The organism is Rapidithrix thailandica (assembly GCF_039710355.1).
GTDB classification, from domain to species: Bacteria; Bacteroidota; Bacteroidia; order Cytophagales; family Flammeovirgaceae; genus Rapidithrix; species Rapidithrix thailandica.
Map to the genome: position 1 here is coordinate 236,497 of NZ_JBDKWZ010000006.1, position 19,684 is coordinate 256,180.

Annotated in this window: 24 protein-coding genes and 1 pseudogene; 9 read left to right on the top strand and 16 right to left on the bottom strand. The window is 41.0% G+C overall.

Annotated features, from left to right (window positions below):
• Window positions 1-144: 144 nt before the first annotated feature.
• From AAG747_RS12310 to AAG747_RS12365, 12 genes are all read right to left on the bottom strand, one after another.
• Window positions 145-558, bottom strand: coding sequence for a hypothetical protein (locus tag AAG747_RS12310; RefSeq protein ID WP_346821475.1), 414 nt, complete (start codon window positions 556-558; stop codon window positions 145-147).
• Between the two features lie 181 nt (window positions 559-739).
• Window positions 740-1,147 carry a hypothetical protein gene (locus tag AAG747_RS12315; RefSeq protein WP_346821476.1) on the bottom strand — a complete coding sequence of 136 codons (408 nt, stop codon included), beginning with the start codon at window positions 1,145-1,147 and terminating at the stop codon, window positions 740-742.
• A 90-nt stretch (window positions 1,148-1,237) separates the two neighbouring features.
• Window positions 1,238-1,978, bottom strand: a complete 741-nt coding sequence (locus AAG747_RS12320; RefSeq protein WP_346821477.1) for a DJ-1/PfpI family protein — start codon at window positions 1,976-1,978, stop codon at window positions 1,238-1,240.
• A 63-nt stretch (window positions 1,979-2,041) separates the two neighbouring features.
• Window positions 2,042-2,581 (bottom strand): DinB family protein, encoded by a 540-nt coding sequence (locus tag AAG747_RS12325; RefSeq protein ID WP_346821478.1) that lies wholly within the window; start codon window positions 2,579-2,581, stop codon window positions 2,042-2,044.
• 791 nt (window positions 2,582-3,372) lie between these two features.
• A complete protein-coding gene (locus AAG747_RS12330) occupies window positions 3,373-3,864 on the bottom strand; it encodes a GNAT family N-acetyltransferase (RefSeq protein ID WP_346821479.1) in 492 nt (163 codons plus the stop codon).
• A gap of 22 nt (window positions 3,865-3,886) precedes the next feature.
• Window positions 3,887-4,558: a YiiX family permuted papain-like enzyme gene (locus AAG747_RS12335; protein ID WP_346821480.1), complete on the bottom strand. Its 672-nt coding sequence runs from the start codon at window positions 4,556-4,558 to the stop codon at window positions 3,887-3,889.
• A gap of 11 nt (window positions 4,559-4,569) precedes the next feature.
• Window positions 4,570-5,028, bottom strand: a complete 459-nt coding sequence (locus AAG747_RS12340) for a RidA family protein (RefSeq protein WP_346821481.1) — start codon at window positions 5,026-5,028, stop codon at window positions 4,570-4,572.
• A 150-nt stretch (window positions 5,029-5,178) separates the two neighbouring features.
• On the bottom strand, window positions 5,179-5,688 hold the full coding sequence (locus AAG747_RS12345) for a GNAT family N-acetyltransferase (protein WP_346821482.1): 510 nt from the start codon (window positions 5,686-5,688) through the stop codon (window positions 5,179-5,181).
• Between the two features lie 86 nt (window positions 5,689-5,774).
• Entirely contained in the window at window positions 5,775-6,233 is a 459-nt protein-coding gene (locus AAG747_RS12350) for a hypothetical protein (RefSeq protein ID WP_346821483.1), read from the bottom strand.
• Between the two features lie 13 nt (window positions 6,234-6,246).
• Window positions 6,247-7,383, bottom strand: coding sequence for a serine hydrolase domain-containing protein (locus AAG747_RS12355; protein ID WP_346821484.1), 1,137 nt, complete (start codon window positions 7,381-7,383; stop codon window positions 6,247-6,249).
• Between the two features lie 49 nt (window positions 7,384-7,432).
• Window positions 7,433-7,600, bottom strand: coding sequence for a hypothetical protein (locus tag AAG747_RS12360; RefSeq protein ID WP_346821485.1), 168 nt, complete (start codon window positions 7,598-7,600; stop codon window positions 7,433-7,435).
• A gap of 453 nt (window positions 7,601-8,053) precedes the next feature.
• Window positions 8,054-8,824: a hypothetical protein gene (locus AAG747_RS12365; protein ID WP_346821486.1), complete on the bottom strand. Its 771-nt coding sequence runs from the start codon at window positions 8,822-8,824 to the stop codon at window positions 8,054-8,056.
• A gap of 350 nt (window positions 8,825-9,174) precedes the next feature.
• Between AAG747_RS12365 and AAG747_RS12370 the strand changes: the two genes are divergently transcribed.
• The 7 genes and pseudogenes from AAG747_RS12370 to AAG747_RS29210 form a co-directional block, all read left to right on the top strand.
• A complete protein-coding gene (locus AAG747_RS12370) occupies window positions 9,175-9,351 on the top strand; it encodes a hypothetical protein (protein WP_346821487.1) in 177 nt (58 codons plus the stop codon).
• 220 nt (window positions 9,352-9,571) lie between these two features.
• The gene (locus AAG747_RS12375) at window positions 9,572-10,024 is read left to right on the top strand and encodes a DinB family protein (RefSeq protein WP_346821488.1); all 453 of its coding nucleotides are present in this window, start codon (window positions 9,572-9,574) and stop codon (window positions 10,022-10,024) included.
• An 83-nt stretch (window positions 10,025-10,107) separates the two neighbouring features.
• Window positions 10,108-10,341, top strand: a complete 234-nt coding sequence (locus AAG747_RS12380; protein WP_346821489.1) for a hypothetical protein — start codon at window positions 10,108-10,110, stop codon at window positions 10,339-10,341.
• A 159-nt stretch (window positions 10,342-10,500) separates the two neighbouring features.
• Entirely contained in the window at window positions 10,501-10,842 is a 342-nt protein-coding gene (locus tag AAG747_RS12385; protein WP_346821490.1) for a YciI family protein, read from the top strand.
• The gene (locus tag AAG747_RS12390; RefSeq protein ID WP_346821491.1) at window positions 10,842-12,101 is read left to right on the top strand and encodes an RNA polymerase sigma factor; all 1,260 of its coding nucleotides are present in this window, start codon (window positions 10,842-10,844) and stop codon (window positions 12,099-12,101) included. Before AAG747_RS12385 ends, AAG747_RS12390 begins: the two co-directional genes overlap by 1 nt.
• Before the next feature lie 76 nt (window positions 12,102-12,177).
• The gene (locus AAG747_RS12395) at window positions 12,178-12,699 is read left to right on the top strand and encodes a GNAT family N-acetyltransferase (protein ID WP_346821492.1); all 522 of its coding nucleotides are present in this window, start codon (window positions 12,178-12,180) and stop codon (window positions 12,697-12,699) included.
• A 62-nt stretch (window positions 12,700-12,761) separates the two neighbouring features.
• Window positions 12,762-12,899, top strand: a pseudogene (locus AAG747_RS29210) (zinc-binding dehydrogenase); the annotation flags it as partial.
• Between the two features lie 258 nt (window positions 12,900-13,157).
• Here AAG747_RS29210 and AAG747_RS12400 read toward each other — a convergent pair.
• From AAG747_RS12400 to AAG747_RS12415, 4 genes are all read right to left on the bottom strand, one after another.
• Window positions 13,158-14,240, bottom strand: a complete 1,083-nt coding sequence (locus AAG747_RS12400) for an NAD(P)H-dependent flavin oxidoreductase (protein ID WP_346821493.1) — start codon at window positions 14,238-14,240, stop codon at window positions 13,158-13,160.
• Window positions 14,230-14,604, bottom strand: coding sequence for a nuclear transport factor 2 family protein (locus AAG747_RS12405; protein WP_346821494.1), 375 nt, complete (start codon window positions 14,602-14,604; stop codon window positions 14,230-14,232). Before AAG747_RS12405 ends, AAG747_RS12400 begins: the two co-directional genes overlap by 11 nt.
• Before the next feature lie 116 nt (window positions 14,605-14,720).
• Window positions 14,721-15,287 (bottom strand): Crp/Fnr family transcriptional regulator, encoded by a 567-nt coding sequence (locus AAG747_RS12410; protein ID WP_346821495.1) that lies wholly within the window; start codon window positions 15,285-15,287, stop codon window positions 14,721-14,723.
• Window positions 15,288-15,486: 199 nt separating this feature from the next.
• Window positions 15,487-17,346: a T9SS type B sorting domain-containing protein gene (locus tag AAG747_RS12415; protein WP_346821496.1), complete on the bottom strand. Its 1,860-nt coding sequence runs from the start codon at window positions 17,344-17,346 to the stop codon at window positions 15,487-15,489.
• A 300-nt stretch (window positions 17,347-17,646) separates the two neighbouring features.
• Between AAG747_RS12415 and AAG747_RS12420 the strand changes: the two genes are divergently transcribed.
• Entirely contained in the window at window positions 17,647-18,726 is a 1,080-nt protein-coding gene (locus AAG747_RS12420) for a DUF4837 family protein (RefSeq protein WP_346821497.1), read from the top strand.
• 319 nt (window positions 18,727-19,045) lie between these two features.
• Window positions 19,046-19,639: a Holliday junction branch migration protein RuvA gene (gene ruvA / locus AAG747_RS12425; protein ID WP_346821498.1), complete on the top strand. Its 594-nt coding sequence runs from the start codon at window positions 19,046-19,048 to the stop codon at window positions 19,637-19,639.
• Window positions 19,640-19,684: the final 45 nt, after the last annotated feature.

The window sequence follows — 19,684 nt, forward strand, 5'->3', positions numbered from 1 at the left end:
TGTTTATAAATACTAAATTTTTAAATTATATTTATCTTCTGAAGACCGTTATCAACTCCGAAGAAGAGTAGTAATTTCCTTACCAAACAGGCATAAAAAAAGCAGCCGTTAATGGCTGCCTTTGGATACTATTCAAGTTCTGTTTTACTCTTGCGTGCCTGCATCCCCAGATGAAACCCGTTCTACTTTCGTAATGAAATACTTGGTTTCTCCACGCCAGGGAAGCTTAAAGAATTTCTCGTTGTAATACAGTTTCACCCGTTCTTTACTCAAAGCTACGTCTCCCAAAACTTCCAACACTTCCGGATGGCCGGAAGCTACCGAAAAATGCCAGACAGAAGACATGCCCCCTTGTTTTCCTTTGACGGTATTCAAGCCCCCTACATCCAGCTCTCCTTCATTCGTCTTAAACAGGTATCCCCTTTGGCTTACCTTAATGACCACCCCCGCCCGGTAGCCGGAACTATAGTTTCCAAAAATGGAATACAATAAAAACAACGTTCCCAATACCAAAATGGCGATTACCGAGCGTATTAAAATCTTTTTGAGTTTAGACATCTTGTATTTATTTTGAACATTTTGCTTTCAAAATAAAACCATTTTCTCCAAACTACAAAGCAGTCGACAGTAAACAAGGCTCAGGAAATGATGATCAGTGCAGTCCTTCTGCCTCTTGAACCGGAAAGACTGGACAACCTATAAATCCGGGGCTCTATCCAGGCATCCACGGATAATCCGGTTACTGGCCCCAAGCCGTTCCCCAATAAATCAAACCGCTAATAACCAACAACAAACCCCACTGGCCAAGCTTAATCATATTCTTCGGAAACTGCCTGGAGATGAGAATCGTAATCATCCACACAACCGCATACCCTAAAAAATAAACCGAAAGAAGTAGTAGCAATGTATTTTTATCTCTAAAGAAGTCGGTAAAGTTAATAAGCCCTAAGCCTATGGAAGCAAACAACAAATCAAAGGAAATCCAATGCCAACCACACCTTGCCATTGTCCAACGCTCTTGTTTTTCAAAGTTTTCAGCTTGTCCGGCTACCGGTTCGATACTTCTTATTTCCTTATCGCCTATAAATGTATGTACGATAAAGGCCAACAAAGTCAATACATTTGCAATCACAATCGGAATATTCATTTTAGCGTTTTTATACGTTTAAAATCATAACCAAAACGTGGTGTAGAAGTCCAATTTATGGTAAATATGCTTTTATTATAACAAAACCCCTTACTTCCGGCTTACCAACCTGTCTAACAACAGGTGTTCTTCTACATAGCTTCTATGAGAGGAGCTGGTCATTTTTTCCAATAAATCCAACGAAGCGAGATAACTCACCAAACTCCCGTTGGAAGAGATAATTTTTCCATCTTCCACCACCGAAATTTTACTATCATCTTGTACTTTCAAGTTCGGATAATCTTTTTGTAGTGCTTCCCCGCCTGTCACATATGTCACAATTTCTTTTTGATCGGCAACCCCGGATTCTCCCAACAAAAATGCTCCGGCACAATGGCTTGCAATATACTCCGTAGTTTTGTTCTGTTCTTTCAAGAAATTTACCAGGACTTTGTCTTGCACTTGTTTTTCGGGGTGGAATGAACTGGGCACCACCAATACATCCAATGAAGGTACTTCTTCCAGGGTAAAATCCGGCAGTACTTTTAATCCCTCTTCACTGATGTAAACTTTGTTTTCTTTGGCAATCAAGACCACATTAAAAAGTGCCTTCTCGTTTACATCCGTTTTGGAGAATACATCTAAAGGGGCAGTTACTTCATTGGTCAAAAAACCTTCAAATACCAGCACTCCTACTGTAGGTAATTGGCTATTCAGTTTTTTCCCGGGAATTTCGCTGGAGACAGAGACATTTATTCCTGATGTATTGACTTCCACAGGTTGATCATTTTCAGGTTTCGAACAAGCAACTATCAAAAAGAAGGACAGGACAACAAAAATTGAGTTTCTCATAAGTAAGCTATTTTAGTTTGTTACAAACCTAAAATGAGGAGATTGCAAAAAACTTAAACCAGCTTAAGAAATGCTTTGGTAATGAAGATTTGTGCAATCTTGATAAGCTTTTACCACCTTTTCAGCCTGTACCAAATGTCGTTGATTGTGGTAAATCAGGACTCTGAAAGTATCGCCTAAACGCAATTTCAACAGTTTGGTAATACTGATGGAGGTTTTTATTCTAGTAAGATTTACCTTTTTTGCCTTTTCCAGTAGTTCCAGTGTTTTCAATTGTTGGCGAATAAAGCGGTCCAGTGTAGACAGTTCCAAATCGCTACCTGCCGGGTCTTTGTCCTTAAAGGTTTTCATTTTGTTTAACTTCTCTTTGGGTAGAAGGCTATTGGCAAAATAATTACCCAACAAACCGCTATTAAATTCATCCGAGGGAGCCAGGTCCCGGCCATTAGTCATTCTCTCTTCTATTCCCGGAAGGTAAAAATCACCGTATAAATTCAAATGCTCGATGCATTCCAATATACTCCAACTTTCCGGGTTTATTTTCCAATTCAAAGCATCCTTGGTCAGTTCTTTGAGTTTGTTCTGCAAAGTATTGAACCACATAGTACACAATAGGAAACAGAGAAATACAAAAAGGTATTTATAGCTACAAATACAATCATTCTACTGTGGCTCTATGTATCTACTGCGGTTTTAAAAACTTGAACCACATAGTACACAATAGGAAACAGAGAAATACAAAAAGACATTGATAGCTACAAATACAATCATTCTACTGTGGCTCTATGTGCCTACTGTGGTTTTAAAAACTTGAACCACATAGTACACAATAGAAAACAGAGAAATACAAAAAGACATTGATAGCTACAAATACAATCATTCTACTGTGGCTCTATGTATCTACTGCGGTTTTAAAAACTTGAACCACATAGTACACAATAGAAAACAGAGAAATACAAAAAGACATTGATAGCTACAAACACAATCATTCTACTGTGGCTCTATGTATCTACTGTGGTTAAAAAAAGTACTGAACCACATAGTACACAATAGGAAACAGAGAAATACAAAAAGACATTGATAGCTACAAACACAATCATTCTACTGTGGCTCTATGTGCCTACTGTGGTTTTAAAAACTTGAACCACATAGTACACAATAGAAAACAGAGAAATACAAAAAGACATTGATAGCTACAAACACAATCATTCTACTGTGGCTCTATGTATCTACTGTGGTTAAAAAAAGTACTGAACCACATAGTACACAATAGGAAACAGAGAAATACAAAAAGACATTGATAGCTACAAATACAATCACCTGTGGCTTTATGTGCCTACTGTGGTTTTAAAAGTAATGTCCAACAGGCAAATGGTTGAACATTGCTTTTATCATTACCCTTGATAAATATACCTTTCTTCATCTATACCGTCCACTATTTTTGACTCCAGAAAACTGAAATTCAATTTCTTAATAATCTTCTCAGAGGCAACATTTTCTTTTTCAAACACGGCATAAATAGGCCTGAAATCCGTTTCTTTCAGAGCAAATTCAAGTACTTTATGCGCCACTTCATAGGCATAGCCTTTCCTACGGTGAGCACTGCTGATCATCCAGCCGATTTGAACCTGGTTTGTTTTGGGAATAGGTGTTAAATTGACTCCTCCAATCAAGCTGGATGTTTCCAGATTCCTCGCCACCCAATAATACCCTTTCCCGGAGGCAATTTCTTGCTGTTTCAGGCTCAAGTACTCCTTGTATTGCTCTCTGGTTTTATTTTCCAGGTGTTTGATGTATTGAAAGGCCCCTGGCTCTTCAAACATAGTCAATAAGTCCTCATAATCCGCCTCAGTCAATAAATTAAGCTTCGTTCTTTGTGTTTTCATGCGTTATGGTTTAAATAAGTGATTAATCGCTTCCAATCGTTTCGAGTTGCTTGGAGTCAAAAATAGCTGCCGGAGAAATGACCTCTTCATTCAGGGGAAGCGTTTCCCCATACCGTTCTTTCAATTTTTGGCGGACTATGGTAGAGCTCAAATCAAAATCCCGGAGCTTTTCCAATTTCCCTAGTTCAATGCCTGCACCTTCTTTATAGATTTTCCAAACTAATTCGGAACAATAAATTTTTTCATCTGACCATTCAAAGTAAATATCGTAATCCTTGCCCTTGTACTTTGTGCCTGCCATCTTCATTTTCGACAAAGTTTCCGGGGTTAAAATCCGCTTGGCATTTTTAAGTCTTTTGATCACATAATGCCCTTGCTCACCTCGCTGTATCCATTCCTTTAAAGCGGTCAGTTTGACCGGTTGCACCGCTTCATATACCCCCCATTGCTCTCCTTGTTTATAGAGAATTCCCATATGGCTGTATCGGGATTTCGTTGCCAATTGGATCGCCTTACTCTGATTCGACCCAGACGTCTGAAAGATAATATCCCCTTCTTGTAAAGAACCGGACATAAAGGTTTCCACCCGTTTTTGAGCAGTAATCGTTTGCGTCTTTTTCCTTATCTCTTTCCAGTAAAAAACGGTAAGTAAAAGCCCACTGACCACTACAATAAAAACTACTTTCTTAAACATTGAGAAAAAACTTATTGATGGATTGTAAAGGAACTTGTAAGGCCCACCGAAAAATTCCGGGGTAACTTATCCACTCCAAAAATAGCCCTGGAATGGGTCCCTTTCTCCTCCAACACTTTCACAAACGTATCCGAAGCACCATTGACCACCAAAGGCGAATCGTCCCATCCTTCTCCAGCCTGAAAATAAGCATCGATATGGTTAAGCCCAAGCACCTTCTCAAACCCCACTTTCGCATGGACTTGTGCGATCACATTCAGCGCGCAAAGTTCCATGGCTTTATAACCGTCCTCGGTACTGAGTTTCATTCCCAACTTCCCTTGGTAGAAATACTCTTCATTGAGGATTGGAAATTGAATCGCTACATAGGCGATAATTCCCCTGATATTCACAGATACATAATTCCCACCGGGAGTAGATACCTGGGGGAGCGTCAACCCCAACGCATTAAGCCTTTCTTCCAGTTGCATTTCTGTTATAGAATTTATGATATTGTTCTGTTCTTCCTTACTCTCTTTAGTTGGTGAATGAGTGAGTTGGTGAATGAGTGAAATGATGAATGAGTGAGTTTGAAGTTTTTAATTTAAAGCTTACTTACTCCTCACTATTTCACACTATCCCTATTTCACCAACTGATTATCATCCAATCGCTTTTGCATTACCGTATCCCGTTCATCTGACGAAACTTTTTCAAAGCCCATTTTCTCCACCAGGCGTATGGCTTTCAGGTTCCGGGTTTTGGTGTAGCCTAGCATTTTTTTCACCTTCAGGTTTTCTTTGGCCACCCCGATAAGTAATTCAAAAGCAGTTTGCATAATACCCTGCCCCCAATACTCCGGTAAGAGCGCCCCTCCAATCAAGATTTCCGCGTTGTCTTTGTCCCAGTGATGAAGCGCGCAATCTCCTATTGCTTTGTCGGGGGCATCTACTAACCGTACCGTCCAAATGTATTCACAGGCAGAAATAATCCGTTTGGTAAATTGCTGAGGGCTTTCCCCTTCCAACACCGGTAGTTCATCATAGTTCTTTAACAACTCCGGCTGAGAATACAGGTTGTATTGAAAATTTGCATCGGCTTCGGTCATTTTTTTCAAAAGGACATTCCCGTTCGTCAATATATCCGTTTTCATGGTATTGTGTAATTCTTTCTAATACGTAATTCATATTGGGACCTGCTTTAAATGACAAGGCTTCCGGTTTTTGAACCAATTGGTCTTTATTTTTTTGATTTAAATATCTTGTAGCCACTGAGGGTAACGATCCCTCCACAAAATACCACCAATCCCCAAAGGATCCACTTTACCGTACTAAACTGACTTTGAATATCTTCCAAAGAAGCGTTTTGTTTTTCAAGCAAGAGATTTTCATATCCTTGTATCCAGCTCAGGCATTTGATCAAACCTACCAACAACACCAAGACGATAGAAGTGAGAATCATATTCACATTTCTGTTTTCAAGGTTGAAATAAATCCCCCGGATCAAATAGGTAAAAATCATCAAACCTCCGAACAATATGATTATTAAAAGCAATTTCGGAAATACAAAGTAAGTGTTTTGCAACTGTACCTCCATGGGTTCCCCGTCAAACAGAGCGGTTCCAAACAGAAGCACCCCCACCAACATGGTCAACACTACGCCTCCGGCTATCCAATAAAGCTCTTTTAGTAATTTCATAGTTAAGTCGTTATCAATTGTACACTCCCTGCAAAACTCTCAATTCATGGAAATTTTCAATATCCTGATTGGACAAGATTATAATCGTCAATTGCTTGTCAATACACCGGGTCAACCGTGAACGGATACCGGGATGCCCGCCTGCATGCTCTACAATTTTCGAGTCGATTCCATACTTTTTTCCGTCAAACAGCATCCATCCCAACCCGTAGTCAGTACCCCAGGCTTTGGCTAAGGTTCCGTCATTAAGTTTGGTAGGGGTAAACGCCACGTCCAATGTCTCTTTCGAAAACATTTTAGAAGAATACAATAGTTGGTCCCATTTCAGTAGGTCACGGGCCGTAGACACCACCGAACCATCTCCGTAAAAACCGCCTAACCAATACACAAATTCATTCGCAGGCACTAAGTGTGCCGGGATCATTTGATCCTGACCGGGCTCATAAGTATAGCCCATCGCCAACTGTTTTTTCTCAATATTCCGGATGTCGGTGCCCAGTTCGGCAGAAGTACCCTTCATTCCTGCAGGAGCAAACAAGGCTTTTTTCATAAACTTGTCAAAGCGCTTTCCACTTACTTCTTCAATCACCAGCGCCAACAGACAATAACCAATATCACAGTACTCCCAACGCTCGCCCGGTGCTGCCTGAGACGGGTACTTTCCGGAGGCGAGCATTTTTAGCATTTGTGCATTTCCATTGACTTGCGATTTGTCCAAGTCGGGAATCATCGAGTTGACAAAATTTGGCAAACCGGAGGTGTGGTTCATCAAATGTTTTAAGGTGATGCCCGGGTAGGGCAATTCCGGGAAATATTTCTGCAAGGAATCGTCTATGGAAAGTTTCCCCTTTTGTTGTAAATAGAGAATGCCGAAGCTGGTAAACTGCTTGGACAAGGAGGCAATTTGAAAGTGAGTACTTTGAGTAAAAGGTGTTTTCTCTTCAAAGTTGGCATATCCGTAGCTTTTTTCAAAAAACACTTCTCCTCGATGTGCTACCAATACCTGTCCGTTAAAGCGGTGCGCTTGGTGGTAGGCCGTAAATACCGAATCGATATAGGCAGTATTAAAACTTTGGGCCTGGAGAAAAGAACCTCCTAGCAACAGATACATCGAAAGGGTTAGTATACGGGAAAGTTTCAATCTGATCATTTTCTGTTCTTAAGTTGATACTTGTTACTTACAATTACAAGTGCTTGAATTACACTTTTTCGAAATATTGGTAACCGATGGTTTTCACTGCTTTTGCCACCGCTTCCGTTTGCTCTTCAGGCAGAGATTGAAGAGCACCGGGCCCCTTCCCTTCAGGCTCTTTATATTCTTGAGCTTTTCCCTTTTTCCGATTTTTAAAAAAGTCGAACAATCCCATTTTCATTGAATTTTGCGAATTGTCAAAGCTAGTTAAATCCATGAGATTATCACAACCACTCATCCAATCCCCACAGACACTTATCAAATTTTTCTGTGACGGGCTGTTGAATTTCCCAAAACGGATTGGCATTCAAGGAAAATTAAAAAGTAGGCGAGTGCAAAACGGCAAACAACCGGGGGACTATATAAAGCGGCAACTTTTAACAATGGACGGGAGCATATGTAGTCAAAAAAAGGACAGGGTAGTTTCGCAACTATTCTGTCCTTTTTTCATCAAAAGCGCTACATCAAAGAAGCTTTCCGGTTGATTCCATATTTTCCAAATGAGTTTCAACCGTTATATGAAATGTAACAGAAACGTCTCCTTGACGCGTTTCAACTTTTTCCCTACTACTCGACTGCATTTGAAGCTCACTACTTTCTATCTTTCCCTTGACCGTATCAATTTGGCTTATCGTTTTGACCTCACTAAGTCCGGACCGTGTTCCCTTGTATCCGATTTTATTTTGAGAATAGGTATCGAAAAATGAAGAGAATCCGGCCCTACCACAGTGCTTTGTTTTGCTTCAGGTTTGAAATCTCCCTTCGGAAACTCAAAGATATTTTCAAATACACTCAAAAGGTACTTAGGGGCCAAATGCATTTTTATTTCTTCAGCGGGGTTATAGGGAGTCGAAGTCTCCAACTCTTCCCAGGAAAGATTGAACTCGGGAATTTCCAAGGTTCCGCTATCATTTTTCACAACCCGAAACACAAACCCTTTCATTTTCTTAAGTTTTTTCAAGGCTTCTTCAAGCTCATTCCGTCCTTTTTCCGATATGCCAAATCCTGTTCCCGGCCATTCACTGACAATCTCCACGGAATCCATATCGGTATCAAAAGCATAATGGAGAATGGAAGCAGGAAAGTCGTATTTCATTCGTAAAATCTCCACTTTATACCCCTTGGGTTCAGGAGTCACCCGCCATTCCATCACACAATGAGCCTTTTGAGTTAGCCCTGTTGGGTTCATTACCGTTTCGCTTTTTACCGTCACATTTTTTTCCAGATAATAGTCGGTTGACTCGTTTTTCAAGGCCCCGACCGTATAGATAAGTTCTTTTTCTTGAGCTTCTTCAGGTGAGCTACATCCTATTCCAATAACCCCTATCAAACCGAGCAGTCCAAGTTTACCCAATGCATAGGAAGTCCTCTTGGATTTAATGTCCGTTTTATTCCACATAACAAATAAAATAGTTAATTGTATGCATTTAAAAACAAGGTATTGTGATCAAAAACCTTCTTTTTCCTCTTATAAAGCGGGCAAAAATACACAAATTCACCTAAGCCCCTAATATCATTGAAATTAAAATCATCAGCAACGGTACAGGCTAGATGTAGCCCACAGAAAAACAACAGCTTATCAGCTTATACTGCAAGCCGTTACATGAACATACCACCTGCTTCCCTCTGCGATTCCAAAGATCCGAAAAAAGTATTGGCAACCTTCTTCCCTTCAAAAAACCTCTGAGGAAGAGTTAACCGTACAGATAAACGGTTATCAAGCAAAGCTCGTCTCTATCAATAAAGTGAATGAGTACTACAAGAGGAAATGGCAGTTTACCTCATTCAGGTGCTAAAACGGACCACGAAAAGACCAATCCATCGGAGTTAGCGAAGGGCTATGACAAAATCTCAATTACTTTACATTCTCAAGAAACGGATGAATTGGGTAAAGCTGAATATTTTGTCCGGAAAACAGAAAAATAACACCTATTTTTCTTTCAGTTCGACTTTTATCTTAGAGCATTTGCGGGTGGCCGCCCCTTTGGTCGTAAACATTCTCAGTTTAGGATTTTCGAATAGTGCGCGGAGATTCCTGAAAAAGCTGATAAAAGGCAATCGGCTAATCGACCGGAATTCTTCTTTTTTGCTCAAAACCAACTGAAATAGGTATATATTTTAATACATTAAACAAATAAATGTACAAATGAAAGCCTTCTTTACAGAACTCTTTCAATACAACCATCATTACGATCAAGAGCTCATCGTCATTCTGACAAAAAACCCTGAGAAAGCGTCCGAAAAAAGCATCCGGCTCTTAAGCCATATTCCGAATGTGCATAAAATATGGCTTCACAAAATTCAAACGAACCCACTGGCATCGGACCCATGGAAGGAGCGATCCATACATGAGTTGGAAGAGCTGAATAAGGAAAATTATGAAAGCACTCTACAGACCCTCAATACAATTGATTTAGAGCAACTTATTCAATATTCCACCTTTAGCGGACAGGCGTTCAATCACAGTGTCCGTGATATTTTATTTCAAGCGATTAATCATTCCACTTATCATCGCGGACAAATCGCAACGGAGATCCGGCTAAGCGGGCTAGAGCCCCCTTTGACAGATTATATTTACTACAAAATGACACAAAAGTGATCAGAGATAGGCTTACCCATTTGCCATTCAAAAACGTACATGAATATACACTGGTAAATAGCAACTAAAAAAACAACTCGCTTATGGAATACATGGGTTTCGGAATGGACAAGGAGGCTTATTCACGGAAGCCTAGGGAATCATTTAAAAAATTCAAGGAACTGTATGGCAATGACAAACTTAACATCAAACGCAACAAAATTGCGGATTCCAAAGAATTTGGCTCCTATGAATTGATACGAACAGCCCAAGAGGTTAAGGAGTCTAAAAACTTGACCCTAGTTACAGAAAACACGTATTTGCAAAGGATTAAATAAGGATAATGAATACATTGTCTTCAAAAGAAAATTCACAGTAAGAGATACGTACAAAATAACAAATTCAACTCACAGATAAGCGATCTCCAAAAAATGTCCTCTTCATGTCCCTTTTTCAAACTTTCAATCGTCACAAGGGCAAACAAAAAATAATCAACAATGAAAGAATTTGCATTAATTTTCAGATTAAACGATGTTGCCGACTTTAAGCCTTCTCCCGAACAAATGCAGGAAAGAATGAATTGGTTGGGCAGCATTGCCGCACAAAACAAGCTTTCGGACAAGGGGAATACGCTTTTGCCCATGCCCGGAACTGCCAAAGTAGTGAAACCGGACAATCTCGTCACTGATGGCCCTTTCACGGAAATCAAGGAGTTTATCAGCGGGTATGTGGTGGTAAAAGCAGAAAACATCGAAGAAGCCGTGGAAATGGCCAAAGGAAATCCCATTTTCAAAATTGGTGGCAACATTGAAGTCAGAGAGGTATTAAAGCGGGATTGATGGCAAAAAAACCTCAAACTCCTCACGAACTTTTGCCCCATCTCTTCCGGCAAGAATATTCCAAGATGACGGCTGTTTTATGCCGTTATTTTGGCTTGAAAAATATGGAGATTGCGGAAGATATTGCCAGTGACACCTTTTTAAAAGCTTCGGAACATTGGGCGCTGTACGGCATTCCCGAGCACCCGGCAGCCTGGCTTTACACCGTAGCCAAAAACAAAACAAAGGACTATTTTAAACACCGCTCCACATTTGACGACAAGGTCAAAGTGGAAATAGAGAAGCAAACACAGGACTTTCACCAGGAGCTTTCTTTTACCGAAGACATCATTTCCGACAGTCAGTTGGCGATGATTTTCAATGTTTGTAATCCTTGCCTTTCCAAAGAAGCACAAATTTGTTTGGCCCTTCAAGTCCTTTGTGGCTTTAGCGTGGAGGAAATTGCAAATGCTTTTTTGAGTAACAAAGAGACCATCAAAAAACGGCTGCAAAGAGCCCGGACCCATTTGCGTAAGGAAAATTTCCAAATCAAATCCTTAGACGAAACCTCCTTACAGTCAAGAGAACAGGTGGTTTTGAAAACCTTGTACCTGTTATTTAACGAAGGTTATCATTCCCAATCCAGCGACCGGGTGATCCGGAAAGACCTTTGCCTGGAAGCCATCCGGCTAACCTTAACTCTGACCAAACATGCCGCCACCAACAGCCCCAAAGCCAATGCATTACTGGCCCTGATGTGTTTTCAAAGTTCGCGGTTTACCGCCCGGATCGACTCACTGGGGGAAACTATTCTGTACGACAATCAAGATCGAAACTTATGGAACCAGGAATTGATCGATAGAGGTAACTATTATTTAGTCAATGCTTGTTCGGAAAATACTATTTCCAAATACCACCTGGAAGCCGGCATTGCCTACTGGCACACTACCCTCAAGGACGAGAATAAATGGCCGAATATTCTTCAATTATACAATCAACTTTTACAATTGGAATACTCCCCGGTTGTTGCGTTAAACAGGACCTTTGCTTTTGCTCAAGTGTATGGAAAAACGGCTGCCACACAAGAAGCCGAAAAACTTGACTTGGACACGAACCCTTATTACCATGCATTATTGGGATACTTATACGAAACTCACAATATGCCTCTGGCCCTCCATCATTATCAAAAAGCCATAGACCGAACGCACTCAAAGGCAGAAAAGAAAACCTTACAAAACAAAATGGAAAACTTGAAAAAAGAGAGTTCCGAACCTCATTAAAGAAAAGGGTACTTTTTCTGTTTGAAAGAGCTCTGGGAAGAAACTGTAACCCTTTAAAAAACTATTTTTAAAACGTATGCAAACCACTGAAAGACTCATTCTGAAACAACCTGAACATGACGATATAGATCATTTTTTTGAAATCTATAGCGATCCCGAAACTAACTTGTTTAACCCTTTGGGTCCGGTGAGCGATAGAAAAATTGCTGCACGTATATTGAATGCGATGATAGAGCACTGGGAAAAATACAAATTCGGAGCTTGGAAGATTATGGAGAAAAGTCAACCTGATGTGGTCATTGGTTTTGGAGGGCTGAATTATAGACTCTACAACGAAGAGTTGAAATTAAACCTCGGATTCCGGTTCGGGAAACAGGCCTGGGGAAAGGGCTATGCCACTGAGTTAGCCCGGAAAGCCATTGCTTTTGGATTTAATGAATTCAACAAAAAAGCAATTTACGGCTTGGTCAGACCTAAAAATGCAGCTTCGATCAACGTCTTGGAAAAATGCGGATTGACTCCCGTAGCAGAACTCGATGATGTGCCTGGCGAGGAAAAAAGCTTGATCTATAAGATTGAAAATAAAACTATTCGCTAGAGGTTTACCCTTTTCGATCAAAGCCACATTAATGAGCAGCCGGCCCCAATAAAACAGCCCTCACGGATTTGATATCCTTGATGGAACAAGGAAAGCTAAAGGTAATGATCGATAAGGTTTTACCGATGGAGGAGATCGTAGAAGCAAATAATATTATGGGGCAATCAAGGACCAGAGGGAAACTGATCATTAAAATTTAATTTTTGCTTCCGTGATAGCTGAAAAGGCCACAGGGCGTCAGAAGATCAATTCTGACCAAAAAGAAAGATATGTATCACATGTGACATAAAGGGTATTCGGACGGCTCAAGGTTTCTAAAATCCACCAAATATAAGTATTAAAATACTTCATAAGGTATATTCATAAAAAACACAAATCAGCCCCACCAGAGCGAAATAAGATATTATACAATCCAATCATGCTCTTACTTCAATCAATGGGACTGATGGGTTGCCGTCTTATTTCTCTCCCATTGCCAAGGTTATTTCATGCACTAAGGCCTCAAACAGTTGCTCTGCAGAACGGTGTGTAAGGACGGATGAAGGTTGCCCCGACCAAAAGGCGACTAAATCCCACTGTTGTTTTTCAATAGCGGCCTTTCTTAAGGGTGCTAAGAATGTACTTTGGAGTGGGTAAGGAGCCAACCCTTTTTCACAATTTTCAAAATCATGGGATAAGGTATTGGCCATGGCCCTGGCCAGGCGTCCGGTAAAGACTTTTGTTAAGGCGGTTTGGAAAGGCTCCTTTGATTGCAACCGGTTTTTATGTTCTTGGGAAGCATTAGACTCGTCCGTAGCCAAAAATGCCGTGCCGATTTGTACGGCTGAGGCCCCCAGTTGTAAGGCTTCAAAAGCCCTTTTGCCATCGGAAATCCCCCCGGCTGCAATGACCGGTATTTTCACCTTCTCTGCCACCTGTGTCAACAGAGAAAAGGTTGGGTGCAGCGAATCTTCTGCCGGTTTCAGAAAAGAAGCCCGGTGTCCCCCCGCCTCTGCCCCGGAAGCAATGACCAGATCCATTCCGGCCTCTTCAATCAGTTGTGCTTCTTCCAGCGTAGTGGCGGTGGCTATACTCGGAATGCCAGCTTTTTTCAATTCGAGGATGACTTCTTTGGGAGGAATCCCAAAAATAAAACTCATCACCGGTGGACGGGCATTGAAAACCGCCTCCATTTGGCGTTCAAAATCCGGGTTTTTTGTCATTTCCGGCATTTCGGGAAGAGGCACCTGTAATTTGTCAAAATAGGGTTGAAACAGCTTCTTTAAGTTTTCGTATTCTTCTTGCCGGAAGTTTTCCACAGGGTCCTTTACCCAAGGTACCCATAGATTCAATGCATAAGGATTTCTCGTCAACGTTTTGATTTCCCGGTCAATCTCCAGAATCTCTTCAGGGGTATAAGCATTCAATCCGAAGGATCCCATTCCTCCGGCATTGGAAACCGCTGCAAGCAAGCGGGGAGAAGAGAATTTCCCACCAAAGGGCCCTTGAATGATCGGGTATTTTATGCCTAATGATTGACTCGCTTTCGTTTTATGCCACATGTGTAAAAAGTTTATTGACGATCTTCCATTCTCCATTGACCAAACTTAGTGATAAAAGGTCATAATAATTAAAGCCCAACATAGGCACATGCAATTTTGCCATCGCTACCTTTCCCAAAATCTCTATGGATAAGATTTCCATTTGAAATGTTTCCCCCAAGTCCTTTGGACTTTTTCTGTTCTCAACACCGGTCAAATAATCTTCTACTGATTTGACAGCTACTTCTCCCTTCACATCGCCATACAAATAAGCATTGTGAGTGAAAGTGCTCTTGAGTTTTTGCACATCTCCGTTATAAATTCCGTCAAAATAAGCCTTAAGGGTTTTCTCTATTGAGTTCGCTTTTTCTTTGTACGTCATCATTGATTTGATCTTGTTTGAAGTATAATACAAAGATCAGCGATATTTGGTCCGGCACACAGGAAGCAGATCACAACAAATATGTGAGGTAGATCACATCCGGGAAAAATCAATACGTTTTATGTATACAATCGGCTAAGGGTTTCTCTGGAAACTCCCAGATACGAAGCGATCATTTTTTTAGGAACCCGTTGAAAAAGCAGTGGGTATTGCTTGAGTAATTTTTCAAACCGGACTTTGGCAGGGTCTTTTAACAAAGACAGAATACGATTTTGTAAGGCAATGTACCCGAGCTTGGTTTTCTTGGCCCAGAAGCGCTCCATTTTATGCATTTCACTGCTGAGCTTTTCACGGTCTTCGTACGAAATATAAAGCAATTCACAATCTTCAATACAGTCTACCGAAACAGTGGCTTCTACCCGGTTGTTAAAGGCCTCATAATCCGTAACCCACCAATTTTCCATGGCAAACTGAAGGATATGCTCTTTCCCCTCCTTGTCAAAAAAACAGGATTTCAAACAACCCTTGACCACCCAGAATTCCTTATTGACCAACTCGCCTTCCTGTACAAGGTACTGGTGCCTGCGTCTGTATATGGTGGTAAAATGACCGAATATGTATGCAAACTCCTCATCGGTAAGAGGGATAATTTCTTCGATATGTTGCCTGAGAGGGTGTGAATTCATCCGGGATAATTTCAGATTTAGAGGTTTATGATAGGCTATGCCTCATGGTTAAAACCACAAGCTAAATCTCTTTCATATTTTGACATCTTCAAAGCTATTGTAACCTTAGAGATTAAACAATTCTCTATTACAAAATCTATGTGAACTATGGTGTTCTATGTGGTTCGTTTTTTAATATCATAACAAAAGTTCCTATCATTCACCGCACAATCATCACCATCCCTTTCCGGCTAAAGCCCTTTCCGGCAGTATCGATGCCTTGTATCAAATAGGTGTAGCCGCCTTGGGGCAAAGGTTGACCATTGGTATGGTTCCCGTCCCATTGATTTTCCAGTTCGCTACTGGCAAATACTTCGTTACCCCAACGGTCATAAATACGGAGGTGAATTGCTTGAAAATGCTTGGCAAAAAGCACGAAGGTATCGTTCAAGCCATCACCATTGGGCGAAAAGGCTTCGGGAACTTTGAGGTTGACCGGTTCTTGAATTTCCACCCAATTGGAATAGGCAGTTCCGCTTCCTGCAGTATTTTCAATCCGGAGACGATACTTGTGAAACGAAGCTTCCAGGTTGCTTTCAGGGTCGGTGAATTGCAATGCACCGGATGAAAAGGGCCCTTCCGTCCGCCATAAACTCCCCTGCTCATCATATACTTCCAGGTAATGCGCAAATGTACCGTCCCACCCCTGAAAAGCCGTCCAGGATAAACGGGTGTCCCCCCCGGATTTTTGTCCTTGTAGATACGCAGCACAAGCGCTTACCTTTTCCGACTCCTGGCCACAGCCGTCCAATTGAAAGATTTCAAAACAATAACTTCCCGGTGCATTCGCATCAACCGATATCGAATTACTTCCATTTATTGTGACCGTTTCTTGCAATACATTATTCCAATAAATATTCACTTTCTTCTCCTCCGCAGAAGGGCTTGAATCTTCTTCCCAGGAGACCTTTATCTTTCCATCTTCTGTCACAGAGGCATAGGCTTGATTCACCGGGGCAGGAGGGTTTCCTTTGGCCGTTTCAATACTTTTTTTCAACGAAATCACTTCCGCATTTTCCAAAACCACCTTGAGGAAATAGGTATAAGTTTTTCCACAAAGTACCTCTTCATCGTTATATTGGTTCGCATTTTCCAATCTTGCAAGTAAGGCTTCATCCCGGTAGATTTCATAGCGTTGGGCTCCCGGGTATGCCTGCCATTCCAAGGTATTGATCCGGTCTTTGGAAGACAGCTCAAAACCTACCGAACACAGTTCCTCGGATGTAGTAACTTGCTGATCTGTACAAGGGTCCAGCACTTGCAAACGGTAACAGTACGTTTTTTGACCGGTGAATTTATCATTAAGCGTTACAGCCCCTGAGCTTCCGGATTCGGAAAGTGTTCGGAGGGTTTGATAAGTTCCACTCCCTACCTTTTCCTGTAGTGCAAACACCAATCCCGGAACAGTCGTATAACCCAGTCGTAAACCGTTCTCAGAAAGAGCTTCCAGCCTGTGGATTTCAGGAACAGGTAAAATTTCATAGACTTCCATACTCTTTTCTGTACTGCCACAAGAGGCTGTCCCTTCAAAGAGGCCTTGTACAGTAATTCTTTTTTCCCCCTCAGTGCTATACGTGTGGGTACCTGGTTGCTCTCCACTATTTACCTCTACCACCGTTCCATCTCCATAGGCGATACGATATTGATCATAATAAGTATCATCCAAAAGAACATTGACTTTCTTTCCTTGGCATAGTCGCATTTGAAAATAAATCTCCTGAGGTGCTTTTACATCTATTGTTAAAGATTTGGTATCGGTATTATTACCTCCTACATATTGAGTAATTGTATACACACCAGGTTCCTCATATGTATATTCAGTATCGGGTATTTCCCCTTCACCTGCTCCATAATCGTAAGTAATATTATCAAGGTCTGCAGTCGAGCAATTCGTAACCACTACAGTCAATGGCTCACAGCCCTTCTGTACATTGACTTTAAAGCAAGCTTCTTGAGCCAAAGTCAAACTCAAGGTATATACACTGAAAAACAGAGTCAAAAACAGTACTCTCATCATCATATTTTAACATTCTGGTTTTTCCTTCAAAGAACAATTTAATAGAAGGACTCGCAGATTGACAACACAAGTTGTAATTTTACACAAAGATTTTTCTTACGGGCTTGTATCTTTTCAAGAAAGTTACATTATGCCATTAAACATACAAACATAAAACAAAGGCATGAGTACCTTAAGTCTTTTGGAATGAATCACTTATCAAACCCTTAAAAAAGAGGCAATAAAGTATCTTATCTCATAGAAAAACCTAGTGCAATTATAGGCCCATTGAATAAAACAATACAACCGACAAATTTAAAATTTATGAAATATCTTCACATCCGACAACTCTTGACATTGACCCTCTTCCTTCTGGCTTGTTGGTTGACAGCTTGCCAAAGTGGTGGAAAGAACAAAGATTTATTGCCTGTAGCCAAAGGGGAAAAAGGGGAAATCCTGGTAATCATTGATACGGTAAAGTGGAAAGGCCCTTTGGGAGATGCACTTAAGGAGGTATTGAAAGAGAATACGCCCGGAGCCTTGCGCCCCGAACCGATGTTTGATGTGTTGCCCATCAACCCTTTTAAATTTACCGATCTGCTCAAAAAACACAAATCCATCATCTATGTGACGACATTTGATGCCAAAACCGCAGGCAGTCGCAAGTTGCAGAAAAACTTCACCCAAGCCAGTCTGGACAAAATTCAAAATGACAGTTCGCTGTATATGTTAATCAAAGAAGACGAGTTTGCCCGGGGGCAGGTAGTAATGCATTTGTTTGGTCGCAACGATGAGGAGTTGATTCAAAATCTCAAAGAGAACAAACGAACCATTCAGGACTTTTTCAATAAACTGGAGGCCAAACGCTTGGCCCAACATCTTTTCAAGGTCAAAGGAAAAAAGAAATTGGCCAAGCAATTTAAGGAAACACACGAAGTGACGCTCACTATCCCGGCCGGGTACAAAATGGCCAAAGACACTACAGGCTTTTTCTGGTTGCGCTTTCCGGAGCATGATTTTGATAAAAATATTTTCATCGCCTACAAAAATTATGAAGACGAAGCCCAGTTTTCAAACGATAGCCTTATTGCCTGGCGCAATGCCATTGCCAAAGAACATTTGTACGGCAACCCGGATAATCCCGACTCCTTTGTTAAAACCGAGACTTTGGAACCACCAGTCATCCGGCAAGTAAAATTTCAAGACAAGTATGCAAAAGAAATCCGTGCCTTGTGGAAAACCAATAACATCTCTATGGGAGGCCCCTTTGTAGGGTATTTATTTGCAGACAGCACTTCCGGACGCTTGTATTATATTGAGGGATTTTTATACGCTCCGTCCCATGACTCCAAAAGAGAATTGATGCGGGAATTGGAAGTGGTTCTCAAATCCTTGAGTACATAAGAACATCTTCAAGCTTCAGTAAAAAAGAACGGATCACTCTTTCCCAAACCCGGAGTGGTGGCTTGAAATATAAAAGTTGCAAGGCTGCACTGTAAAATTCAGAGACAAGCTTTGCAACTTTTCCTTTTTTTCCACAACTTTAGAGGAGGTTTGGCGAATCGGGCTTTGTCAGGAGAAAGATACTACTTATCCGGTAGCATGTCCGGGGAGATACAAAAAGCAGAAAAAGTAAGGGCCAATTATGCAATTCCCAGGAAACTTGATATACTTGCTAAATTGCAAAAATCACCTTACACTAAAGACTTTATTCTAGACACGAATGTACAACTATATTAGCGGCAAATTAGTAGAAAAAGAGCCCACATTTGCGGTAATTGATGTCAATGGCATCGGGTATGAGTTAAAGATACCGTTAAGCACTTACTCACAACTAGGCAAGCAAGAATATTGCAAGCTGTACACCTATATTCACATCAAAGAAGATGCCCACACTTTATTCGGTTTTATTAACAAAGACGAAAAAGCCCTGTTTTTACTCCTTATCAGCGTCAGTGGCGTAGGGCCTTCTATTGGCCTCACTTTACTGTCTTCGCTTTCGACCGATGAAATCAGAAGTGCAATTTTGCGGGGAGATGCCAAGCTCTTACAAAGTGTCAAAGGTTTGGGGGCCAAAACGGCTCAACGGGTCATATTAGAATTAAAAGACAAACTCAAAAAATCAGGACATGAAGACATTATTCAAGGAGAAGCATTTGCTTCAGATACCCATAACCGGGAGGAAGCCCTTAATGCCTTGCTAGCTTTAGGCATTAACAAAGGCATGGCCGAAAAAGGACTTAATACTGTCATCAAAACACACGGAGACCAACTATCAGTAGAGGAATTGGTAAAATTTGCTTTAAGAAACCGGTAGAACATCGCACAAGGCACTTTCGCAAAAGCAAACCTTTACCCTTTG